General features: G+C 51.5%; 17 protein-coding genes, 4 tRNA genes and 1 riboswitch. Of the genes, 5 read left to right on the top strand and 16 right to left on the bottom strand.

Going from position 1 to position 23,615, the window contains the following annotated elements:
• Positions 1-58: 58 nt before the first annotated feature.
• The 3 genes from VH86_RS24040 to thiE all read left to right on the top strand — a co-directional run bounded on the left by VH86_RS24040 (position 59) and on the right by thiE (position 3,582).
• Positions 59-565 carry an Rsd/AlgQ family anti-sigma factor gene (locus VH86_RS24040; protein ID WP_045834369.1) on the top strand — a complete coding sequence of 169 codons (507 nt, stop codon included), beginning with the start codon at positions 59-61 and terminating at the stop codon, positions 563-565.
• 256 nt (positions 566-821) lie between these two features.
• Positions 822-922: riboswitch (TPP riboswitch) on the top strand.
• A gap of 90 nt (positions 923-1,012) precedes the next feature.
• Entirely contained in the window at positions 1,013-2,938 is a 1,926-nt protein-coding gene (thiC, locus tag VH86_RS24035; protein ID WP_045834368.1) for a phosphomethylpyrimidine synthase ThiC, read from the top strand.
• Positions 2,935-3,582: a thiamine phosphate synthase gene (gene thiE / locus VH86_RS24030; protein ID WP_045834367.1), complete on the top strand. Its 648-nt coding sequence runs from the start codon at positions 2,935-2,937 to the stop codon at positions 3,580-3,582. The genes thiC and thiE overlap by 4 nt, the downstream gene beginning before the upstream one ends.
• Before the next feature lie 156 nt (positions 3,583-3,738).
• Here the strand turns inward: thiE and VH86_RS24025 are convergent, their stop codons facing one another.
• On the bottom strand, positions 3,739-5,193 hold the full coding sequence (locus tag VH86_RS24025; RefSeq protein WP_045816328.1) for a PLP-dependent aminotransferase family protein: 1,455 nt from the start codon (positions 5,191-5,193) through the stop codon (positions 3,739-3,741).
• A gap of 174 nt (positions 5,194-5,367) precedes the next feature.
• Between VH86_RS24025 and VH86_RS24020 the strand changes: the two genes are divergently transcribed.
• Complete coding sequence (locus tag VH86_RS24020) at positions 5,368-5,556, top strand: DUF1127 domain-containing protein (protein ID WP_038643751.1); 189 nt, start codon at positions 5,368-5,370, stop codon at positions 5,554-5,556.
• A gap of 61 nt (positions 5,557-5,617) precedes the next feature.
• On the opposite strand, the gene rpoC is transcribed toward VH86_RS24020, so the two are convergent.
• The 13 genes from rpoC to VH86_RS23955 form a co-directional block, all read right to left on the bottom strand.
• Positions 5,618-9,841: a DNA-directed RNA polymerase subunit beta' gene (gene rpoC / locus VH86_RS24015; RefSeq protein ID WP_045834366.1), complete on the bottom strand. Its 4,224-nt coding sequence runs from the start codon at positions 9,839-9,841 to the stop codon at positions 5,618-5,620.
• A gap of 78 nt (positions 9,842-9,919) precedes the next feature.
• Positions 9,920-13,948: a DNA-directed RNA polymerase subunit beta gene (gene rpoB / locus VH86_RS24010; RefSeq protein ID WP_034828907.1), complete on the bottom strand. Its 4,029-nt coding sequence runs from the start codon at positions 13,946-13,948 to the stop codon at positions 9,920-9,922.
• Positions 13,949-14,276: 328 nt separating this feature from the next.
• Positions 14,277-14,639: a 50S ribosomal protein L7/L12 gene (gene rplL / locus VH86_RS24005; protein WP_034828906.1), complete on the bottom strand. Its 363-nt coding sequence runs from the start codon at positions 14,637-14,639 to the stop codon at positions 14,277-14,279.
• A gap of 66 nt (positions 14,640-14,705) precedes the next feature.
• A complete protein-coding gene (rplJ, locus tag VH86_RS24000; RefSeq protein ID WP_045816330.1) occupies positions 14,706-15,203 on the bottom strand; it encodes a 50S ribosomal protein L10 in 498 nt (165 codons plus the stop codon).
• Between the two features lie 351 nt (positions 15,204-15,554).
• Complete coding sequence (gene rplA, locus VH86_RS23995) at positions 15,555-16,259, bottom strand: 50S ribosomal protein L1 (RefSeq protein ID WP_034828901.1); 705 nt, start codon at positions 16,257-16,259, stop codon at positions 15,555-15,557.
• A 3-nt stretch (positions 16,260-16,262) separates the two neighbouring features.
• Positions 16,263-16,691 (bottom strand): 50S ribosomal protein L11, encoded by a 429-nt coding sequence (rplK, locus tag VH86_RS23990; RefSeq protein ID WP_034828899.1) that lies wholly within the window; start codon positions 16,689-16,691, stop codon positions 16,263-16,265.
• Positions 16,692-16,838: 147 nt separating this feature from the next.
• Entirely contained in the window at positions 16,839-17,384 is a 546-nt protein-coding gene (gene nusG / locus VH86_RS23985) for a transcription termination/antitermination protein NusG (protein WP_010616908.1), read from the bottom strand.
• Between the two features lies 1 nt (position 17,385).
• The gene (secE, locus tag VH86_RS23980; RefSeq protein ID WP_039381824.1) at positions 17,386-17,769 is read right to left on the bottom strand and encodes a preprotein translocase subunit SecE; all 384 of its coding nucleotides are present in this window, start codon (positions 17,767-17,769) and stop codon (positions 17,386-17,388) included.
• Between the two features lie 227 nt (positions 17,770-17,996).
• The gene (tuf, locus tag VH86_RS23975) at positions 17,997-19,181 is read right to left on the bottom strand and encodes an elongation factor Tu (protein ID WP_034828894.1); all 1,185 of its coding nucleotides are present in this window, start codon (positions 19,179-19,181) and stop codon (positions 17,997-17,999) included.
• A 107-nt stretch (positions 19,182-19,288) separates the two neighbouring features.
• Positions 19,289-19,364 (bottom strand) — tRNA-Thr (locus VH86_RS23970).
• A gap of 5 nt (positions 19,365-19,369) precedes the next feature.
• Positions 19,370-19,444, bottom strand: a tRNA-Gly gene (locus VH86_RS23965).
• A gap of 190 nt (positions 19,445-19,634) precedes the next feature.
• Positions 19,635-19,719 (bottom strand) — tRNA-Tyr (locus VH86_RS23960).
• 7 nt (positions 19,720-19,726) lie between these two features.
• A tRNA-Thr gene (locus VH86_RS23955) sits at positions 19,727-19,802 on the bottom strand.
• Between the two features lie 643 nt (positions 19,803-20,445).
• On the opposite strand from VH86_RS23955, the gene coaA reads away from it, so the two are divergent.
• Entirely contained in the window at positions 20,446-21,396 is a 951-nt protein-coding gene (gene coaA, locus VH86_RS23950; RefSeq protein ID WP_034828892.1) for a type I pantothenate kinase, read from the top strand.
• Between the two features lie 59 nt (positions 21,397-21,455).
• Here coaA and birA read toward each other — a convergent pair whose 3' ends face one another.
• A complete protein-coding gene (gene birA, locus VH86_RS23945) occupies positions 21,456-22,418 on the bottom strand; it encodes a bifunctional biotin--[acetyl-CoA-carboxylase] ligase/biotin operon repressor BirA (RefSeq protein WP_045815748.1) in 963 nt (320 codons plus the stop codon).
• Positions 22,415-23,452: a UDP-N-acetylmuramate dehydrogenase gene (gene murB / locus VH86_RS23940; RefSeq protein ID WP_045834365.1), complete on the bottom strand. Its 1,038-nt coding sequence runs from the start codon at positions 23,450-23,452 to the stop codon at positions 22,415-22,417. Before murB ends, birA begins: the two co-directional genes overlap by 4 nt.
• Positions 23,453-23,615 lie beyond the last annotated feature (163 nt).

Genomic DNA, 23,615 nt, shown 5'->3' with positions numbered 1-23,615 from the left:
CGCTGAAATCCTGATGTTAAGTGTGGAATGGATAACTATAACTCACCCGGAGCCCCATATGCTTACCCAGTTAGATGACCTGGCCAGGCGTGTAAGTGGCGGTAATGAACTCGTTGATGCGTGGCTGCGCGCGCGCCGACAGTTGCTTGTCAGCTATTACGCATTAATTGGCATCAAGCCACACAAAGAGGCGCTCAGTGCTCTGGATGAACAGGCGCTGGATGCGTTTTGCCACGGCCTGGTTGATTACCTCTCAACCGGTCATTTCAGTATTTATGAACGTATTATCAGTGAGATGGAGGGCGATAGCCCGCTCATTGCGGCCGCCCAACTCTATCCCGCTCTGGAAGCAAATACCGATCGCATGATGCAACTGTATGACAGCCATTTGCAGCAGGCCATCAACGACGATAACTGCGTAGAATTCCAGAAGGCGTTATCCGAAGTGGGTGAAGTACTGGAGTCGCGCTTCACGCTGGAAGATAAGCTGGTGCAACTCGCCTGGGATAACCAGCTGGCACGCCCACCGGTCGCCAACGAAAGCAGCATGGCTCGCCCCGCTTAACCTCGGGCCCATGTAAAAAACTTGTTATTCCGAAAAAGCCCTCTTATGCTGAATGGGCTTTTTTATTGAGACCTATTCACGTTTTTATGCGTCTCTTTAAAGCAATCTAGAGTCAAATTTTGCGATATAAGCGTAGCGTGCGCAGCCAGTTCACGCTCGGACAGCGCGCAGAGGCCGGAGCGTACACGTAGTACGTGACGGACACGAGCACTGCCCAGGCGTGAAATGGCAAGCAAAGTAGCTTATATCTTAAATTTCAACCTTGTCGGAGTGCCCTAAGGGGCTGAGACCGTTTATTCGGGATCCGCGGAACCTGATCAGGTTAGTACCTGCGAAGGGAACAAGAGTAGACATTCACAGAGCGATGCGTGTTGGCGCCCGGCATCGTCCCTGTTACTCCTTCCGAACTCTGGACAAGCAACTTCCCCTTAATTCAGGAAATTTGCTATGTCTGTTGCTAAAACTTCTCGTCGTGAACAACGTGCACAAGCGCAGGAATTTATCGATTCGCTGCAGGGCACTGCTTTCCCCCAATCCAAACGTATCTGGATCACCGGTAGCCGAGCGGATATCCGTGTGCCGATGCGCGAAATCCAGCTCAGCCCAACACACATTGGCGGTACAAAAGAGAATCCGAAGTATGAGCACAACGAGCCGTTGCCGGTATATGACACGGCGGGTGCTTATGGCGATCCCGCGGCCACCATTGATGTGCATCGGGGATTAAGCCGATTACGTGAAAACTGGATCGCCGAACGCGATGACAGTGAGGCTATCCACCAACTGAGTTCGCAATACACCCAGCAACGCTTAGCCGATGAAGGGCTGGATCACCTGCGCTTCGAGCAGTTACCGCAGCCGCGTCGTGCCAAAGTTGGCCGCTGCGTCACGCAACTGCATTACGCACGCCAGGGCATGATTACACCCGAGATGGAATTTATTGCGGTGCGAGAAAACATGGGCCGCGAACGTATTCGTGGTGAAGTGCTACTGCAACAGCACCCGGGCCACAGTTTCGGTGCCAATCTGCCGGAAAATATCACCGCCGAATTTGTGCGCCAGGAAGTTGCCAGCGGTCGCGCTATCATACCCTCCAATATTAATCACCCCGAATCCGAGCCGATGATCATTGGCCGTAACTTTCTGGTGAAGGTGAACGCCAATATAGGCAACTCAGCGGTGAGTTCATCGATTGAAGAGGAAGTGGAGAAACTGGTGTGGTCAACACGCTGGGGCGCGGATACCGTGATGGACCTCTCCACAGGACGCTATATCCATGAAACGCGCGAGTGGATTTTGCGAAACAGCCCGGTGCCGATTGGCACTGTGCCCATTTATCAGGCACTGGAGAAAGTGAACGGCGTGGCGGAGGACCTTAACTGGGAGATCTTCCGCGATACCCTGCTCGAACAAGCAGAACAAGGGGTGGATTACTTCACTATTCACGCCGGTGTGCTGCTGCGCTATGTGCCGATGACGGCTAAACGTCTGACCGGTATTGTCTCGCGTGGTGGTTCGATCATGGCGAAGTGGTGCCTGTCACATCATCAGGAAAGCTTCCTCTATCTGCACTTCCGTGAAATCTGCGAGATCTGCGCGGCTTATGATGTCGCGCTGTCACTCGGCGATGGTCTGCGCCCAGGATCGATTCAGGACGCCAACGATGAAGCTCAGTTTGCCGAATTGCACACGCTAGGTGAGCTGACAAAAATTGCCTGGGAATACGATGTGCAGGTGATGATTGAAGGTCCAGGCCATGTGCCCATGCAGATGATCCGCCGCAACATGACCGAACAGTTAGAGCACTGTCACGAAGCGCCGTTTTACACGCTTGGCCCACTGACCACCGATATCGCCCCCGGGTACGATCACTTTACCTCCGGCATTGGTGCCGCGATGATTGGTTGGTTTGGCTGCGCCATGCTGTGTTACGTCACACCGAAAGAGCACCTCGGTTTGCCCAATAAAGAAGATGTGAAGCAGGGGCTGATTACCTACAAGATCGCCGCGCATGCTGCCGATCTGGCCAAAGGCCATCCCGGCGCACAGATCCGCGATAACGCCATGTCGAAAGCACGTTTTGAATTCCGCTGGGAGGATCAGTTCAATCTGGCGCTCGATCCGCATACGGCACGCGCTTATCACGATGAGACATTGCCGCAGGAATCGGGCAAAGTGGCTCACTTCTGCTCAATGTGCGGTCCAAAATTCTGTTCGATGAAAATTACCCAGGAAGTGCGCGAATATGCTGCTCGCCAGCAGGCTGAAGCCCAGCCAATTGAAATTGGCATGGCGCAGATGTCGGATGCCTTCCGCAGTCGTGGTGGCGAACTTTATCACGCCGCCGATGCCCTTAAAGAGGAAAAAGTATGACCGATGCCTTTCCAGCCACGGCCCCGAAACTGGGGCTGTACCCTGTTGTTGATAGCGTAGAGTGGATTGCACGCTTACTGGAGGCTGGCGTTCGCACCATCCAGTTGCGCATCAAAGATTGCCAGGATCATGAAGTAGAAGACGCCGTGCGCGAGGCAATTGCGCTGGGCAAGCAGTACCGTGCACGCCTGTTTATCAACGATTACTGGCGATTGGCAATTAAATACAACGCCTATGGCGTGCATCTTGGTCAGGAAGATTTAGACGTGGCCAATCTGGACGCTATCCGCCAGGCAGGTTTGCGTCTGGGGTTATCGACTCATGATGATGCCGAGTTGGACCGCGCGCTGGCGCTGCGTCCTTCCTACATTGCACTGGGACACATTTACCCTACGCAAACCAAAGATATGCCTTCAGAACCGCAGGGCGTCATGGAACTGAAACGCCACATGGCACGGTTGCAGGATGTACCGACTGTGGCGATTGGCGGTATATCCCTTGCGCGCGTACCTGAAGTTTTGGCCACTGGCGTAGGAAGCGTTGCCGTGGTGAGCGCCATTACCCAGGCGGAAGACTGGCGCCAGGCGACACAGGAGCTGCTGGCACTGGTTGATGCTGGAACCCAGCCCGCAGAAGCGCTGTAACGTTCTGCAATCAGGGTAAATTGGCTGGAATCTCACGCGCAGTCCGCTTCCTACGGGCTAGCGTGTTTTTCCGGTCAGGATAAAGTGTGCCTGCCCGCTGTCGCTGGCAGTGGGCCAGGGCTGGTCTACCCCTCTCTCCAGCCCTGCCTTTCCACTTTAATCCGTCAGGGATGAAGCGGGTTCCGTTTCTATATGACAGGCGTGCATGGCCTGCTCCACCGCAGCGCCAAGTTGGGCGATGGCCTGTTCAGTATGCTCATTAATGGGCAAACCATAATTCAGACGTAAGCAGTTGCGATATTTTCCCGAGGCAGAAAACAGCGATCCGACTGCAACCTGAATGTTCAACGTGCTCAGTTCGGTGTTAAGCCGAACGGCATCAAACGCTTCTGGTAGCTCGATCCACATCAGGAAACTGCCCTGCGGACGTGAAACACAGATACCGCAGGGGAAGTAGTGACGCACCCAGCAACTAAAGGTCTCGTAGTTGCGCTGATAAACCTGACGCATCCGGCGTAGATGTGGCCCGTAGTGGCCAAGACGAATAAATTCGGCCACTGCATGTTGCGGCTGTGTGGCCGTTGAGCCGGTGCCGATATATTTCATATGCAAAACGCGGTCGCGATAACGCCCTGGCGCCACCCAACCCACTCGTAACCCGGGTGCCAGCGTTTTAGAAAATGAGCTACACAGCAACACCCGGCCATCCATGTCCAGAGATTTAATGGTGATGGGTCGTGGGTACTCCCATGCCAGTTCGCCATAGACATCGTCTTCGATGATTGCTGCATCAAAACGCTGAGCCAGTGCCAGCAGCGCACGCTTGCGCGCTTCAGGCATGATAAATCCCAGCGGATTATTGCAGTTTGGCACCACCACCACCGCTTTAATGGGCCACTGCTCGAATGCCAGCTCCAGGGCTTCGAGGCTAATGCCCGTCACCGAATCGGTAGGGATTTCAATGGCACGGATACCAAGCCCACGCAGGGTCTGCATTGTGCCATGGAAAGTCGGAGATTCAACGGCGATGATATCACCCGGCTCACACACCGCGCGGATCGACACGGACAGCGCTTCATGGCAGCCCGTGGTGATCACAATATCCTCTGCGGTAAGCTGACAACCGCTATCGATAGTTAAGCGTGCGACCTGCTCACGCAAGGCCGCAACGCCTAACAGACTGTCATAATTGAGCTGGTCAAGATCCTGCTTCTGCGCCATTCGGCTCTGAATTTTCCATAATGGCTTTAAGGTCGGCTGGGTAAGGTCGGGCATGCCGCTACCTAATTGCAGCACGTTACCGCTGTTGCGGCTGCTTAATAACTCCAGCACCGATTCCCACTGGGTGATCTCGACAGGGCGTTGTACCGGGCGGGTTAACGCAGGAACAGGAGGTGTGGCTTTGCGCGTCGCAACGAAATAGCCAGAGCGCGGCTGCGGCACAATAAGCTGTTTCTCTTCCAGCAGGTGATACGCCTGCTGCACGGTGCTGATGCTCACACCATGTTCAATACTCAGCGTACGCACCGAGGGTAAGCGTTCACCGCTACGATAGAGTCCCTGCTCAATCCTGTCTGAGAGCAAGCAAGCCAGATGTTGGTAACGCGTCATCGTATGATTCCCCTCGAGTTCACTAAATCTAAATCAGTACAGATCATCCCTTTTTTTACCATTCAGATCCTATCGTGCGCAATCTGTATGTTAATAATAAGTGATTTTTGAATCTGTATTGAAATGCACAAGAACTGGACAATACCTCACAGACAACTGATGAGGGCATTCATAATGGAATTCGATCAAAACCGCGCAGCAAAACCATTTGATGTAACACTACTGGACATGGTTCGCGGTGCAGGGCGCGCCATCAAGAGATGGCGCGCGCGCCGTGAGACTCGCAAAATTCTGTCTCACTTAAGCGATGCACAACTACGCGACATTGGCCTGACCCGCCACGATATCTGCCGTAAGGGCTGATTGAAGACGAAAAAAAACCCTGCCGAGGCAGGGTTTTTTATGGGTCAGCTATCGCAGACGATTATTCGTCGTCGCTACCGCCAAGACCGGCGTTCAACAGTTCTGCCAGGCTCGCAGAGGCTTCATCCGCAGTAACCTGCGGTGCAACCGGTGCTTCACCTACAGAACGGCGACGCATACGATCCTGATGGTAAGCATAACCGGTACCGGCCGGGATCAGACGACCCACGATCACGTTCTCTTTCAGGCCGCGCAGTTCATCACGCTTGCCTGCTACTGCTGCTTCGGTCAGGACACGTGTGGTCTCCTGGAACGATGCTGCAGAGATGAACGATTCGGTTGCCAGTGACGCTTTGGTGATACCCAGCAGATCGCGCATAAAGGTTGCGCCGATTTTGCCGTTCGCTTCGAGGTCGCGGTTAGCGATCTTGATGCGAGAGTATTCAGCCTGCTCACCTTCCAGGAACTCGGTGCTGCCCGCGCTGGCGATGGTTGCTTTACGCAGCATCTGACGCACGATGACTTCGATGTGTTTATCGTTAATCTTAACGCCTTGCAGACGGTAAACTTCCTGCACTTCGTTAGTGATGTAACGGGTCACAGCATGGACGCCACGCAGACGCAGGATGTCGTGTGGAGACTCTGGGCCGTCAGAAACAACGTCACCACGTTCTACACGCTCACCTTCGAATACGTTCAGCTGACGCCATTTCGGAATCATCTCTTCGTACGGATCGCTACCATCAACCGGTGTAATCACCAGACGACGCTTGCCTTTGGTCTCTTTACCGAACGAGATAATACCACTGATCTCGGCCAGAATGGCTGGCTCTTTCGGACGACGCGCTTCGAACAAGTCAGCAACGCGTGGCAGACCACCGGTGATGTCCTTGGTACCGCCAGATTCCTGCGGAACACGCGACAGCGTGTCACCGGCACTGATCTTAACGCCATCTTCCAGCTGAACAATTGCTTTGCCCGGCAGGAAGTACTGTGCTGGCATGTCGGTACCCGGAATCAGCACATCATTTCCGTTGGCATCAACAATTTTCAACGCAGGACGCAGATCTTTACCACCCGCAGTACGCTCTGCAGAGTCCAGAACCACCAGCGATGACAGACCAGTCAGGTCATCAGTCTGACGAGTAATCGTCTGACCATCGATCATGTCAGTGAAGCGAATGAAACCGCCCACTTCCGTGATAACTGGCATGGTATGCGGATCCCAGTTTGCTACGGTTTCGCCCGCGGCAACCTGCTCGCCATCACCTTTGGCCATCATTGCGCCGTAAGGGACTTTATAGCTCTCTTTGGTACGACCGAACTCGTCGATCATTTTCAGCTCAACGTTACGAGAGACGATAACCAGCTTCCCGGAGGAGTTGGTTACTGACTTCGCGTTGGTCAGCTTGATAGTACCTTTGTTCTTCACCTGGATGCTGGATTCAGCAGCCGCACGAGATGCCGCACCACCGATGTGGAACGTACGCATCGTCAGCTGTGTACCCGGCTCACCGATGGACTGTGCTGCGATAACGCCGATGGCCTCACCTTTGTTGATGATGTGACCACGTGCCAGGTCGCGACCGTAGCAGTGTGCACACACACCAAAGTCGGTTTCACAACCAACAACAGAACGCACTTTAATGGCATCGACCGAATTCTCTTCGATCACATCACACCAGTGCTCATCGATCAGCGTATTACGCGGGATCAGAATGTCAGCAGTACCTGGCTTCAGCACGTCTTCTGCGGTCACACGACCCAGTACACGCTCACGCAGTGGTTCTTTAACGTCGCCACCTTCGATAACCGGAGTCATCATGATGCCTTCGAAAGTACCACAGTCGTCTTCGGTCACCACCAAGTCCTGCGCAACGTCTACCAGACGACGCGTCAGATAACCGGAGTTAGCGGTTTTCAGTGCGGTATCCGCAAGACCTTTACGCGCACCGTGCGTCGAGATGAAGTACTGGAGTACGTTCAGACCTTCGCGGAAGTTCGCGGTGATTGGCGTTTCGATGATTGAGCCATCTGGCTTAGCCATCAGACCACGCATACCGGCCAGCTGACGAATCTGAGCTGCAGAACCACGCGCACCGGAGTCGGCCATCATGTAGATGCTGTTGAACGAGACTTGCTGCTCTTCTTCGCCGTGACGGTTGATCACGGTTTCGGTTTGCAGGTTGTCCATCATCGCCTTGGAAACGCGTTCGTTCGCTGCGGCCCAGATATCGATGACTTTGTTGTAACGTTCGCCAGCAGTAACCAGACCAGACTGGAACTGTTCCTGAATCTCAGCAACTTCCGCTTCTGCTTCTGCCACGATTTCCGCTTTCTTAGCCGGGATCACCATGTCGTCGATACCTACAGAGGCACCTGAACGGGCTGCGTAAGCAAAGCCGGTGTACATGGTCTGGTCAGCGAAGATAACGGTCGGCTTCAGGCCCAGGATGCGGTAACAGGTGTTCAGCATCTTAGAGATCGCTTTCTTACCCAGCGTCTGGTTGACGATGGAGTAAGGCAGACCTTTCGGCACGATCATCCACAGAATCGCACGACCAATGGTGGTGTCGATTAAGCTGGTTTTCGCGACGAACTCTTCTTGTTCGTTTTTGCTGTACTCGGTGATACGCACTTTAACGCGAGCATGCAACTCGGCCAGGCCAGCGCGATAAACACGCTCAGCTTCTTTCGGGCCAGTCAGCACCATGCCTTCGCCGCGCGCATTCACTTTGTCACGGGTCATGTAGTACAGACCCAGTACAACGTCCTGAGAAGGAACGATGATTGGCTCGCCGTTCGCAGGTGACAGGATGTTGTTGGTAGACATCATCAGCGCACGCGCTTCAAGCTGGGCTTCCAGCGTCAGCGGTACGTGAACAGCCATCTGGTCACCATCGAAGTCGGCGTTATATGCCGCACAAACCAGCGGGTGCAGCTGGATCGCTTTACCTTCGATCAGAACAGGTTCGAATGCCTGGATACCCAAACGGTGCAGGGTTGGTGCACGGTTCAGCAGTACTGGGTGTTCGCGGATCACTTCGTCCAGGATATCCCAAACGACAGCTTCTTCACGCTCAACCATCTTCTTAGCAGCTTTGATGGTGGTCGCGAGGCCACGCAGTTCCAGCTTGCCGTAGATGAACGGTTTGAACAGCTCCAGTGCCATTTTCTTCGGCAGACCGCACTGATGCAGACGCAGGTATGGACCTACGGTGATAACAGAACGACCGGAGTAGTCAACACGTTTACCCAACAGGTTCTGACGGAAACGACCCTGCTTACCTTTGATCATGTCGGCCAAAGATTTCAGAGGACGTTTGTTAGAGCCAGTGATGGCACGACCGCGACGGCCGTTATCCAGCAAGGCATCTACCGCTTCCTGCAGCATACGCTTTTCGTTACGTACGATGATATCTGGCGCAGCCAGATCCAGCAGACGCTTCAGACGGTTGTTACGGTTGATAACGCGACGGTACAGATCGTTCAGATCCGACGTAGCGAAACGACCACCATCCAGCGGTACCAGCGGACGCAGATCTGGCGGCAGAACCGGCAGAACGGTCAGGATCATCCACTCTGGCTTGTTACCAGACTGAACGAACGCTTCCAGCAGCTTGATACGCTTGGTCAGCTTTTTACGTTTGGTCTCGGAGTTGGTTTCGTTCAGCTCTTCACGCAGCTGTTCGCACTCTTGCTCCAGATCCATGTTTTTCAGCAGCGCCTGGATAGCTTCCGCACCCATCTTCGCGTCGAATTCGTCACCGAACTCTTCCAGCGCATCAAGGTACTGCTCTTCAGTCAGAATCTGACGTTTTTCCAGGTTGGTCATACCGCCTTCGATCACAACATATGATTCGAAGTACAGTACGCGCTCGATATCACGCAGTGGCATATCCAGCAGTAAGCCGATACGCGAAGGCAGTGATTTCAGGAACCAAATGTGCGCAGTCGGTGAAGCCAGTTCAATGTGGCCCATGCGCTCACGGCGAACTTTGGTCTGTGTAACTTCAACGCCACACTTCTCACAGATCACGCCGCGATGTTTCAAACGCTTGTACTTACCGCACAGGCATTCGTAATCTTTTACCGGCCCAAAGATACGGGCGCAGAAAAGACCGTCACGCTCCGGCTTGAAGGTACGGTAGTTAATGGTTTCTGGCTTTTTAACTTCACCAAAAGACCATGAACGGATCATATCTGGCGAGGCCAGAGCGATCTTGATCGCATCAAACTCTTCGGTCTTAGTTTGCGCTTTCAGAAACTTAAGTAAGTCTTTCACGGATTAGCTCCCGTCGGAGTGGAACTCTCAGGGACGCACACCTTAAGTGCACGTCCCGTAACCAGTACTTGCGAGTACTTACTCGTCTTCCAGCTCGATGTTGATACCCAGCGAGCGAATCTCTTTCAACAGTACGTTGAAGGATTCCGGCATGCCTGGTTCCATCTGATGGTTGCCATCGACGATGTTTTTATACATCTTCGTACGGCCATTCACGTCATCAGACTTAACAGTCAGCATTTCCTGCAGGGTATACGCAGCACCGTATGCTTCCAGTGCCCACACTTCCATCTCACCGAAGCGCTGACCACCGAACTGCGCCTTACCACCCAGCGGCTGCTGAGTAACGAGGCTGTAAGAGCCGGTAGAACGTGCGTGCATCTTGTCGTCAACCAGGTGGTTCAGTTTCAGCATGTACATGTAACCTACGGTTACCTGACGCTCGAACTGCTCACCGGTACGGCCGTCGAACAGGGTGATCTGGCCAGAAGAAGGCAGGCCGCCGAGCTGCAGCAGCTCTTTGATCTCGCTCTCTTTCGCACCATCGAACACTGGCGTTGCGATTGGCATACCTTTTTTCAGGTTCTCAGCCAGACGCAGAACTTCATCGTCAGTGAAGGTGTTCAGATCAACTTTCTGACGCACATCAGTGCCCAGATCGTAAGCACGCTGGATGAACTCACGCAGTTTGGCAACTTCTTCCTGCTTCTTCAGCATCGCGTTGATCTTCTCACCGATGCCTTTCGCTGCCATCCCCAGGTGGGTTTCCAGAATCTGACCGATGTTCATACGTGACGGTACGCCCAGCGGGTTCAGTACGATGTCGACCGGCGTACCGTTCTCATCGTAAGGCATATCTTCGATCGGGTTGATCTTAGAGATAACACCCTTGTTACCGTGACGACCTGCCATCTTGTCACCAGGCTGGATCTGACGTTTAACCGCCAGGTACACTTTCACGATTTTCAGCACGCCTGGTGCCAGGTCATCGCCCTGAGTGATTTTGCGACGCTTAGCTTCGAGTTTCTTCTCAAACTCGTGCTTCAGCTCGTCATACTGCTCAGCCAGCTGCTCGAGAGAGTTTTGCTTCTCTTCGTCAGTCAGGCCCAGTTCCAACCAGCGCTCACGTGGCAGTTTGTCCAGCTTCTCAGCTTCAACACCACCCGAGATCAGTACAGCCTGAATACGGCTGAACAAGCCCGCTTCGAGGATCTGCAGTTCTTCAGACAGGTCTTTCTTCGCCTGCTTCAGCTGCATCTCTTCGATTTCCAGCGCACGTTTGTCTTTTTCTACGCCATCGCGAGTAAAGACCTGAACGTCGATAACCGTACCGGAAACACCGTTAGGAACACGCAGAGAAGAGTCTTTAACGTCAGACGCTTTCTCACCGAAGATCGCACGCAGCAGTTTCTCTTCTGGCGTCAGCTGGGTTTCGCCTTTCGGCGTCACTTTACCGACCAGAATGTCACCACCGGTCACTTCCGCACCGATATACACGATACCGGATTCATCCAGTTTGGAGAGCGCAGCTTCACCCACGTTCGGGATGTCAGCGGTGATCTCTTCTGGCCCCAGCTTGGTGTCACGAGACACACACGCCAGTTCCTGGATGTGGATAGTGGTGAAACGGTCTTCCTGGACAACACGCTCAGAAACGAGGATGGAGTCTTCGAAGTTGTAACCGTTCCATGGCATGAACGCCACGCGCATGTTCTGACCCAGCGCCAGTTCACCGAGATCGGTAGACGGGCCATCTGCCAGCACGTCGCCACGTTCGATTGGCTCACCCAGGGACACACATGGCATCTGGTTGATGCAGGTGTTCTGGTTAGAACGGGTGTACTTGGTCAGGTTGTAGATGTCGATACCCGCTTCGCCCGGATACATCTCATCTTCGTTAACTTTGATAACGATACGAGAAGCATCAACGTACTGAACGGAACCGCCACGTTTCGCTACGGCAGTTACACCGGAGTCAACCGCTACTGCGCGTTCCATACCGGTACCGACCAGCGGCTTATCAGCGCGCAGGGTTGGTACTGCCTGACGTTGCATGTTCGCACCCATCAAGGCGCGGTTAGCATCATCGTGTTCCAGGAATGGAATCAGTGACGCACCGACTGAAACGACCTGTTGGGTCGAAACGTCCATGTAGTCAACTTGATCACGGCTGAACAGGCTTGATTCACCTTTGCTACGGCAAGTGACGAGATCGTCAACAAAGCTACCGTCTTCAGCAAGGTTGGTGTTCGCCTGAGCGATAACGTAGTTACCCTCTTCGATTGCAGAGAGGTAATGAATTTCATCACTCACTTTGCCATCTACCACGCGACGGTACGGAGTCTCAAGGAAGCCGTATTCGTTAGTCTGCGCGTAAACAGAAAGGGAGTTGATCAGACCGATGTTCGGACCTTCAGGCGTTTCGATTGGGCACACACGACCGTAGTGGGTTGGGTGTACGTCACGCACTTCGAAGCCTGCACGCTCACGCGTCAGACCACCTGGGCCCAGAGCAGAGATACGACGCTTATGCGTGATCTCAGACAACGGGTTGTTCTGATCCATAAACTGGGACAGCTGGCTTGAACCGAAGAACTCTTTCACCGCCGCCGAGATTGGCTTGGCGTTGATCATGTCCTGAGGCATCAGGGTATCGAGGTCGCCCAGAGACAGACGCTCTTTAACAGCACGCTCAACACGCACCAGACCCACACGGAACTGGTTCTCAGCCATCTCACCGACTGAACGGATACGACGGTTGCCGAGGTGGTCGATATCATCGACTTCGCCAATACCGTTACGGATGCCGATCAGTTTCTTCATCACTTCGATGATGTCGTCTTTGCTCAGGATACCTGAACCTTCGATTTCATCACGCAGCAGTGAACGGTTGAACTTCATACGGCCAACTGCAGACAGATCGTAACGATCTTCTGAGAAGAACAGGTTCTCGAACAGGTTCTCTGCAGCTTCGCGCGTTGGCGGCTCACCAGGACGCATCATACGGTAGATCTCAACCAGCGCGCTCAGGCGATCGTTGGTTGGGTCAACACGCAGGGTCTCTGAAATGTACGGGCCGTGATCCAAGTCGTTGGTGAACAGCGTTTCGATGCGCTTGTGGCCTGACTGGCTCAGTTTAGCCAGCAGATCCAGTGACAGTTCCATGTTCGCAGGAACAATCAGCTCACCGGTGTTCAGGTCAACGTAATCTTTAGCGACGACTTTGCCAGCAATGTATTCAACTGGGACTTCAATGTGTTGAATACCGTCTTTTTCCAGCTGACGAATATGACGCGCAGTGATGCGACGACCTTTCTCAACGTAGACCGTGCCGTTGGCTTCGATATCGAAGCTGGCGGTTTCACCACGCAGGCGCTCAGGCACCAGTTCCATCTGCAGTTTGTTATCGCGGATTTCATACACGACTTTGTCAAAGAACAGATCAAGGATTTGTTCAGTGGTGTAGTGCAGTGCGCGCAGAATGATACTGGCCGGCAGCTTACGGCGACGGTCAATACGGACAAACAGGTTGTCTTTCGGGTCAAACTCGAAGTCGAGCCATGAACCGCGGTAAGGGATGATACGTGCGTTATAAAGCACTTTACCGGAAGAGTGCGTTTTACCCTTATCGCTGTCAAAGAACACGCCAGGACTACGATGCAGCTGAGAAACGATAACACGCTCAGTACCATTGATAACAAAGGTACCGTTGTCGGTCATGAGTGGAATTTCACCCATGTACACTTCTTGTTCTTTGATGTCTTTTACGGTGCCTTCCGGCGCTTCACGCTCGTAGATCACCAGACGCAGTTTCACGCGCAGCGGTGCCGAATAGGTCACGCCACGGATCTGACATTCAGTTACGTCAAAGACCGGCTCACCCAAACGGTAGCTGACATACTGCAACTCAGAGTTGCCGCTGTAGCTTGAGATTGGGAATACGGAGCGGAAGGCTGCTTCCAGACCGTATTGGCCTTCTGGATCTTGCTCGATAAACTTCTGGAACGAGTCAAGCTGGATAGAAAGGAGATAAGGTATGTCCAGTACTTGTGGACGTTTACCAAAATCCTTACGAATACGTTTTTTCTCGGTATAGGAGTAAACCATAGGGTTCCTCAGCTAGCTGACATGTCGAACCACGCTGTCCGTCCTGAAGGGACAGTTCATGCAACACTATTTTGTTTTTCATGCGATGCGTAACACCCCATGCAATACATCTTTCTATCACTCTTAAATCATTTCATCGCCGTTGTGCAGGCAGGGAACCCTCACAGGAAAGCGATATATTAAGTCGTCGATAGAAAAAGATATTGAAGAGAAACAATGGACAAACAGTGTGAAACGCCATCATTCCCCTGAAGCGCAAAAAAGCTGGTGACCCAAAAGTCACCAGCCATCAGCCTGATGTTACTCAGGCTGCAACCCGAAGGTTGTCTTACTTAACTTCAACTTCAGCGCCAGCTTCTTTCAGCAGTGCTTCCAGAGCAGCTGCGTCATCTTTGCTGATGCCTTCTTTGATAACACCGGTAGCTTCAACCAGGTCTTTAGCTTCTTTCAGGCCCAGACCAGTTGCAGTACGAACTGCTTTGATTACGGCAACTTTGTTAGCGCCAGCAGCTTTCAGAATTACGTCGAATTCAGTTTTCTCTTCAGCAGCTTCAGCTGGGCCAGCAGCAACAGCTACAGCAGCAGCAGCAGAAACGCCGAATTTTTCTTCCATAGCAGAAACCAGCTCAACTACTTCCATTACGGACATAGCTGCTACTGCTTCCAGAATTTGATCTTTGGTGATAGACATATCGATTGTTCCTAAAAAACAGAAAAAGTTTATACGTTAGCAAGTACGAAGGAAAAGAAGATGGGCTTAAGCCGCTTCTTTTGCATCGCGTACAGCAGCCAGAGTGCGAACCAGTTTGCCAGCAGCGGCTTCTTTCATGGTCGACATCAGACGTGCCAGTGCTTCTTCGTAAGTCGGCAGAGTTGCCAGACGGTCAATATTGGCCGCCGTGATCAGCTCACCTTCAAAGGCTGCAGCTTTGACCTCAAATTTTGCATTCGCTTTCGCGAACTCTTTGAACAGACGAGCAGCAGCGCCCGGGTGTTCCATAGAGTATGCAATCAGGGTCGGACCAACAAACGTGTCTTTCAGGATCTCAAACTGAGTTCCTTCAACGACGCGGCGCAGCAAGGTGTTGCGAACAACACGCATGTAAACGCCAGCTTCACGACCTGCTTTACGCAGTTCGGTCATTTTATCAACGGTAACGCCACGGGAATCCGCAACAACCGCTGAAAGCGCGCCTTTGGCTACTTCGCTAACTTCAGCAACAATCGCTTGTTTGCCTTGAAGATTTAATGCCATTAGCTTTTGCTCCTGGATTTGACCGGGAAAGATTTCCCGGAACTCACTTCACTCAGCTACCCGAAGGCACTGAGCGCTATTACACGGTGAGCAGAATCCAGCGAAGAAAAAATTCTTTTTGGTTCTGTCACCGTCTACGCAGGGTATTAAGCAAGCTATCCGAAGATAATCCCGCTCCTGCGGTCTTGGACGGAGGCCAGGATAAGGCCTGGCTCCAACCTAAGCCACTGAACATAAGAGCTTTTAGGCTTATACATTCAGCAACTTTGAATCTGGGTTCTGAATTGAATGCTCAATCAGAACAACGGGCGTAAGATTCTAGATGAATTTTTCGCCCGTTTCAAGCAGCAATTAGTTTGCTGCTGCGCTCAGACCAGCCTGGTCAACGGCAACGCCGGCGCCCATGGTGGTAGAGATGCTAACTTTCTTGATGTACACGCCTTTAGCCTGTGAAGGTTTCGCTTTTTTCAGCGCAACCAGCAGAGATTCCAGGTTTTCTTTCAGTTTGTCAGCGTCGAAGTCCACTTTACCAATGGTAGTGTGGATGATGCCGTTTTTGTCGTTACGATAACGAACCTGACCAGCTTTAGCGTTTTTCACTGCTTCAGCAACGTTAGGAGTTACAGTACCAACTTTCGGGTTTGGCATCAGGCCGCGTGGACCCAGAACCTGGCCCAACTGGCCAACAACGCGCATTGCATCTGGAGATGCAATAACAACGTCAAAGTTCATTTCGCCTTTTTTGATCTGGTCAGCCAGATCTTCCATACCTACCAGCTCAGCGCCAGCTGCTTTAGCAGCTTCTGCGTTTGCGCCTTGGGTAAATACAGCAACACGTACTGAACGACCAGTACCGTGTGGCAGAACAGTCGCGCCGCGAACGTTCTGATCTGATTTACGTGCATCGATGCCGAGGTTAACAGCAACGTCAACGCTCTCAACGAACTTAGCAGTTGCCAGTTCTTTCAGCAGAGCAATAGCTTCAGCGATGTCGTACTGCTTGGTCGCATCAACTTTGTCACGGATTACGCTCATGCGCTTGGTCAGCTTAGCCATTTCTTAATCCTCTACTACCAGGCCCATGGAACGTGCAGTACCTTCGATAGAGCGAGTCATCGCTTCTACGTCAGCACCAGTCATGTCCGCAGCTTTAGTTTCTGCGATTTCACGTACCTGAGCACGAGAAACTTTACCGACTTTGTCTTTGTTCGGCTTACCAGAACCAGACTTGATGCCCGCTGCTTTTTTCAGCAGTACGGCAGCCGGAGGGGTCTTGGTAACGAAGGTGAAAGAACGGTCGCTGTATACAGTGATAACAACTGGAGTAGGCAGGCCTTTCTCCAGAGATTCTGTTTTGGCGTTGAACGCTTTACAGAATTCCATGATGTTAACACCCTGCTGACCCAGTGCTGGACCAACAGGTGGACTTGGGTTCGCCATACCAGCTGCAACTTGCAGCTTGACGTAGGCTTGTACTTTCTTAGCCATGATAATTCCTCAAATGGGTTATAGCGCCTGAAAACAGGCTCCCCGTGATTACGATTTACACGCTATTGCTAGCGCATAAAAACAAAAGGCGCGAAATTATAGGTAAATTTCGCGCCTTCCGCAAGAGCTAAAAAGTGAACAAAAGGGTTAACCTTTCTCCACCTGAGCAAAGTCGAGTTCTACTGGTGTTGCACGGCCAAAGATGGACACAGAGACCTTCAGGCGGCTCTTTTCGTAATCCACTTCTTCGACCACACCGTTGAAGTCGGCAAATGGACCGTCGTTGACGCGTACCATCTCGCCTGGCTCGAACAGCGTTTTTGGACGCGGCTTATCACCCACCTGCTGCAGGCGGTTCATAATCGCATCGACTTCTTTATCACTAATCGGCGCAGGACGGTCAGAGGTACCGCCAATGAAGCCCATGACACGTGGTACGCTACGCACTAAGTGCCAGCTGGCGTCATTCATCACCATCTGCACCAGCACATAGCCAGGGAAGAACTTACGTTCGCTTTTACGGCGCTGGCCACCACGGATTTCAACGACTTCTTCAGTCGGCACCATGACTTCGCCAAACAGTTCTTCCATGTTGTGCAGTTTGATATGCTCTTGCAGCGACTTCGCTACGCGGGCTTCAAAACCGGAAAACGCCTGAACGACGTACCAGCGTTTTTTTGGAGCTTCAGACATCTCAGAACCTCAGGCCAGTGATAAACGATACCAGACGGACCAGAATTCCATCCAGCCCCCACAAAATCAGTGACATCACGGCAGTGACCGCGGCAACGATTAACGTGGTGTGCAATGTTTCCTGGCGAGTCGGCCAAATGACCTTACGCATTTCAGTTCTTGCTTCACGAGCAAAAGCCACGGTCGCCTTGCCTTTAATAGTCAGCAACGCAATGCCGCCCGCCGCAGCGATCAGTACTACGACAGCCAGCGCGCGCAGAGGCAGCGTAATGTCGCGATAGAGATAGTTGCCAACGATGGCGACTAACAGCAACGCGATGACAGCAACCCACTTTATCGCTTCCAGGCCGCGCCCGCTCCCTTGAGCTTCGGTATTCGCACTCATAAACCAACCTGCCACAATAATTCAGAAACAATTCTGCCCCGCAGAGCGAGGCATCCAAACCGAATGAGCTTTTGGGCGTAACTCGGTATCCGACGCCGTAAACCAGAGCCTGTCTCAGCAATGATTATGATCGAAAATCACTGATGAGCCAGGTTCTATGTAACAGCGTGCAAAAAGGGCATCAAATGATGCCCTTTCCATATGCATTGCGTCAAATGTTATCGCAATTAAGCGATAATTTCAGCAACAACACCCGCACCAACAGTACGGCCGCCTTCACGGATTGCGAAACGCAGGCCCTGATCCATAGCGATTGGCTTGATCAAGGTAACGGTCATTTTTACGTTATCGCCTGGCATTACCATCTCAACGCCTTCTGGCAGTTGAACGTCACCGGTCACGTCAGTAGTACGGAAGTAGAACTGAGGACGGTAGCCTTTGAAGAACGGAGTATGACGGCCGCCTTCATCTTTAGACAGTACGTAAACTTCTGAAGTGAACTGGGTATGTGGCTTGATGGTGCCCGGCTTAGCCAGAACCTGACCACGCTCGATATCTTCACGCTTGATACCACGCAGCAGAACACCACAGTTCTCGCCTGCCTGACCCTGGTCCAGCAGTTTGCGGAACATTTCAACGCCGGTACAGGTAGACTTAACGGTGTCTTTCAGACCAACAACTTCAACTTCGTCGCCTACTTTCACGATACCGCGCTCAACACGACCGGTAACAACAGTACCACGGCCAGAGATTGAGAATACGTCTTCGATTGGCAGCAGGAACGGCAGGTCGATTGCACGTACTGGCTCTGGGATGTAGTTATCCAGGTGACCAGCCAGTTCAATGATCTTCTCTTCCCACTCAGCAACACCGTTCAGTGCCTGCAGAGCAGAACCGCGGATGATTGGCGTATCGTCGCCTGGGAAGTCGTATGCTGACAGCAGATCGCGAACTTCCATCTCTACCAGTTCCAGCAGCTCTTCGTCATCAACCATGTCGCACTTGTTCAGGAACACGATGATGTAAGGAACGCCAACCTGACGACCCAGCAGGATGTGCTCACGGGTCTGTGGCATTGGGCCATCAGTCGCAGCAACAACCAGGATCGCGCCGTCCATCTGCGCAGCACCGGTGATCATGTTTTTCACATAGTCGGCGTGGCCAGGGCAGTCAACGTGCGCATAGTGGCGAGTCGGGGTTTCATATTCAACGTGAGAAGTGTTGATGGTGATACCACGTGCTTTCTCTTCTGGCGCCTTATCGATCTCATCGAATTTGCTTGCTTTACCGCCGTAGGTTTTAGCCAGAACGGTGGTGATTGCAGCAGTCAGGGTGGTTTTACCGTGGTCAACGTGACCGATGGTGCCCACGTTTACGTGCAGTTTGTTACGTTGAAATTGCTCTTTAGCCATCGCTAGTCCCTCTAAGACACGGATATATCGAAGATATCGTCATATCAACCAGGCAATGCCTGACTGTTTGGTTTACAGAGAGAGAATCAGGAGAGAGATAAAGGAAGTGGTGCTGATACCCAGAGTCGAACTGGGGACCTCACCCTTACCAAGGGTGCGCTCTACCAACTGAGCCATATCAGCACATCTGGAGCGGGCAGCGGGAATCGAACCCGCATCATCAGCTTGGAAGGCTGAGGTAATAGCCATTATACGATGCCCGCATCCTGGAACTCGGCTACCTGTTCTTTCTGTAGCTTATGAATAATAAAAGAAGACCTTCTATTATTCGAGCCTGCCAGAGTTTCTGGCTGACTTTGATTGCGAAAATCCGCAATCTGAATTCGAAGGTGAGAGAGATGAACTCACCCGCCAGATAATGATTTTATCTGACGCTCAACCAAGTGGTTGAGATGGTGGTGGGAGAAGGATTCGAACCTTCGAAGTCTGTGACGGCAGATTTACAGTCTGCTCCCTTTGGCCGCTCGGGAATCCCACCTACTTGATGGTGCCGGCTACCGGAATCGAACTGGTGACCTACTGATTACAAGTCAGTTGCTCTACCAACTGAGCTAAGCCGGCATCAAGTGGAGCGCATTCTAGGAAGACCGCGCCCAGGATGCAACAAAAAAATTATCAAAATTGTTCTATCGCCTACTATTTGTGCAAAACATCGCAAACCGCTCATCATTTGCAGTATTTTCGTCCAAATGCCGTGTGTTTTTACGCCACTGCGCTAAGTGATTTACAGATGCTTATCGTGGTTTGGTCGTCGCACTCCAGAAGCACAACGCCATTTTTCATTTAAAAGTGCGCAACTTTTTTATTGGATCGGGTTTGATTGAACATTTTTTCAACTAACACATTGCAAGATGGGATTGTTCGTTAACGGATGCAACTGTCGGCGTGTAAAGAGGGAAGCATTATCGATTGCCTGAAGACGGCTCAACGTTGTTAGCGAGGGATAATCTAAAAAGATTTTACGCGGCGCTACAGCAAAATCGATTGTAACAAGCGACTAAGCAATAATAAAAATGCGGGCACGCTTACGAAAGCGTGCTCAGGTTTATCAATTTGCTTCTTTTTAAAGTGACACTGGTGTTACCCTCCAGCCCATTGTTCTCGTTACTTACCCCCTATGACGTGCAACTGAGCTCGACGCATCATTGTATGCCAGACGCTACAAGGTGTTGATGAGCCGGGATTTGCGGTCAGATGCATACTTATGAGTAAAAAAACGACACCACTCACTACACCCTATTTGCAGTTTGACCGTCAGCAATGGGCCGCCCTGCGCGACTCAGTGCCAATGACGCTCGCTGAAGGCGAAATTGAACGACTACGCGGTATCAATGAAGATCTCTCCTTAGAAGAGGTTGCTGAAATCTATTTGCCGCTCTCACGTCTGCTTAACTTCTATATCAGTTCTAATCTGCGCCGTCAGGCCGTGCTGGAGCAGTTCCTTGGCACTAACGGGCAAAAGATTCCCTATATCATCAGTATTGCCGGCAGTGTTGCTGTAGGTAAAAGTACAACCGCGCGTGTGTTGCAGGCGCTGCTCAGTCGCTGGCCAGAACATCGTAAAGTCGAGTTGATTACAACTGACGGCTTTTTACACCCCAATGCAGTGTTGAAAGAACGGGGGCTAATGAAGAAGAAAGGCTTCCCGCAATCTTACGATATGCATCGTCTGGTGAATTTTGTATCCGATTTGAAATCAGGCGCGAGTCAGGTCACTGCGCCAGTTTATTCACACCTTATTTATGATGTGATCCCTGATGGCGATAAGGTGGTACAACAGCCTGATATTTTGATTTTGGAAGGCTTAAATGTGCTTCAAAGCGGGATGGATTATCCCCACGATCCGCATCATGTATTTGTTTCTGATTTTGTCGACTTCTCAATTTATGTCGATGCACCTGAAGCATTATTAGAACGCTGGTATGTTAATCGTTTCTTAAAATTCCGCGAAGGTGCCTTCAGCGATCCAGATTCTTATTTCCATCATTATTCTCAGCTACCCAAAGATGAGGCGGAAAATATTGCTCGTGGTTTATGGAAAGAGATTAACTGGCTGAATCTCAATGAAAACATTCTTCCAACTCGAGAGCGCGCCAGTCTCATCATGACCAAATCTGCAGATCATGCCGTGCAAAGTGTTCGCTTGAGAAAATAACTTTTGATATTTAAACGCCCTTCTTTCCGAGGGCGTTTAATTTTTCAGGTCAATGCAAATTAATGACCAGGACGCAGCGAGATCTCACCACCAACCCAGGATTTCACTTCGCCTTCTTGCTCCAGTAATAAACCACCCTGCTTATCAATACCACGTGCAATACCATGAACTTCTCTATCGCCAATCAGCAACTTAACCGGGCGATTGATAAAGTTGTCCAGAGCATCCCAGCGCTCTACAAACGGTGCCAATCCATCTCGCTCGAAAATCGGCAGTGCTTCACGCAGACTATTAATGATTTTTGCAGCCAGCTCATTACGATTAATTTCTACACCGGCTTCCTGCAAATTAATCCATCCCTGATTAATTTCAGAGGCTCCTTCTGAGCGCATCACCAGATTGACGCCTGCCCCCATGACAATTTGCGCCGCATCGCCTGTTTTGCCGGTTAATTCAACCAGAATCCCGGCCAATTTACGATCGTTCAGGTAAAGATCATTGGGCCATTTGACACGCACATCAGGTACACCCAATGACTGAATCACCTCGGCCATCACGATACCAATCACCAGGCTGAGTCCCATTGCTGCAGCGGGACCTTGCTCAAGTCGCCAGTACATCGACAGATAGAGATTAGAGCCAAAAGGAGAGAACCACTTTCTGCCACGGCGGCCACGACCGGCTTGCTGATACTCTGCAATACAGGCATGACCCGAAGGCAACTGATCCATGCGATCCAGTAAATACTGATTGGTAGAATCAATCACAGGGATGACATCTAAATCCTGCTGATGCAGATGCGAAAGAATATCGGCTTCATTCAGTAGCTGAATAGGTGCAGGCAGGCTGTAACCTTTACCTGTGACGGTGTAGACATCCAGACCCCAGCTCTTCAGAGTTTGGATATGCTTATTGATGGCTGCACGGCTCATACCCAATGCTTCACCCAACTGCTCACCTGAATGGAATTCTCCATCAGCCAGCAGCGCAACTAATTTCAGCGGAACACTATTATCTTTCATGAAATGACCTCAACGGCGTTACGTTCACCTTGAGCACCAATGAAGCGTACCTCTGGCTCGAGCCAAACATTGAATTTCTCAGCCACGTGGTTTCGTACCTCGTGCGCTAAAGCAACGATATCCTTTGGCGTCGCATGGTTTTCATTGATCAACACCAGCGCTTGTTGACGGTGTACCGCAGCGCCACCTACCTGATATCCTTTTAAATGACACTGATCGATCAACCAACCTGCCGCTAATTTGACGCCACCATTTGCCTGCGGATAATGTGGCATCCCCGGCCATGCTTCTAATAACTTATTAGCCAACTCGAGTGTGATAAGCGGGTTTTTGAAAAAACTGCCTACATTTCCCGTTACGCGCGGGTCGGGTAATTTGCTCTGGCGCATTTGGCAGACGGCATTGAACACATCCCATGCGCATACCGTGGCCGGGTTCAGTTTCGCTAAATCGCCGTAATTCAGTACCGGCTTCCATTGCTTTGCCAAACGGAGTCCGACAGCAACAATAACGTGACTGTCCTTCATCTCGTGCTTAAAGATACTGTCACGATAACCAAACTGACACGCTTCTCGATCCAGGCGACTGATTTTTTGTGTGGGTAGATGCAGCACATCGACGTAGTGGCAAATATCCTTAAATTCAACACCATAAGCGCCAATATTCTGGATAGGCGCTGAACCAGCCTTGCCGGGAATTAATGCAAGATTTTCCAGGCCGGTAATACCTTTCTTTAAAGTATGCTCAACCAGCTCGTGCCAGTTCTCACCTGCACCGATATGCAAATGCCATGATTCAGCCTCTTCCTCAAGTGAAATACCTTTGATGGCGTTAATAATCACGCCACCATCAAAGTCTTCCAGGAATAGCACATTGCTGCCCTCACCTAGTACGATGAAAGGTTGATTCGCCTGTTGAGTTGCTTGCCATGCGCTAATGATGGCTTCGGGTGTGTCTGCGATATACAGCGCTTGTGCACTGACTTCGAGACCCAGTGTGTTGAAAACTTTTAGAGAAGTGTGGGGGCTGGACATTTCACGGCCTTTACTGATTTATCTGGCCGTAGTTTACCCGATCAGTTAGTCACGGGTGGGATGTTTTCGTGGCTTTTAGCCCTGATTTCGCCAATCTTCAGACGTAAAAAAACCCTGAACTTGCGTTCAGGGTTTCTTCACTTAATTGATGCCTGGCAGTTCC

Origin of the sequence: Pantoea sp. BL1, assembly GCF_000963985.1 — a bacterium.
Classification (GTDB): Bacteria; Pseudomonadota; Gammaproteobacteria; order Enterobacterales; family Enterobacteriaceae; genus Pantoea; species Pantoea rwandensis_B.
Note: the sequence above shows the minus strand (reverse complement) of the source record. Positions and strands in the feature narration are given on the sequence as shown.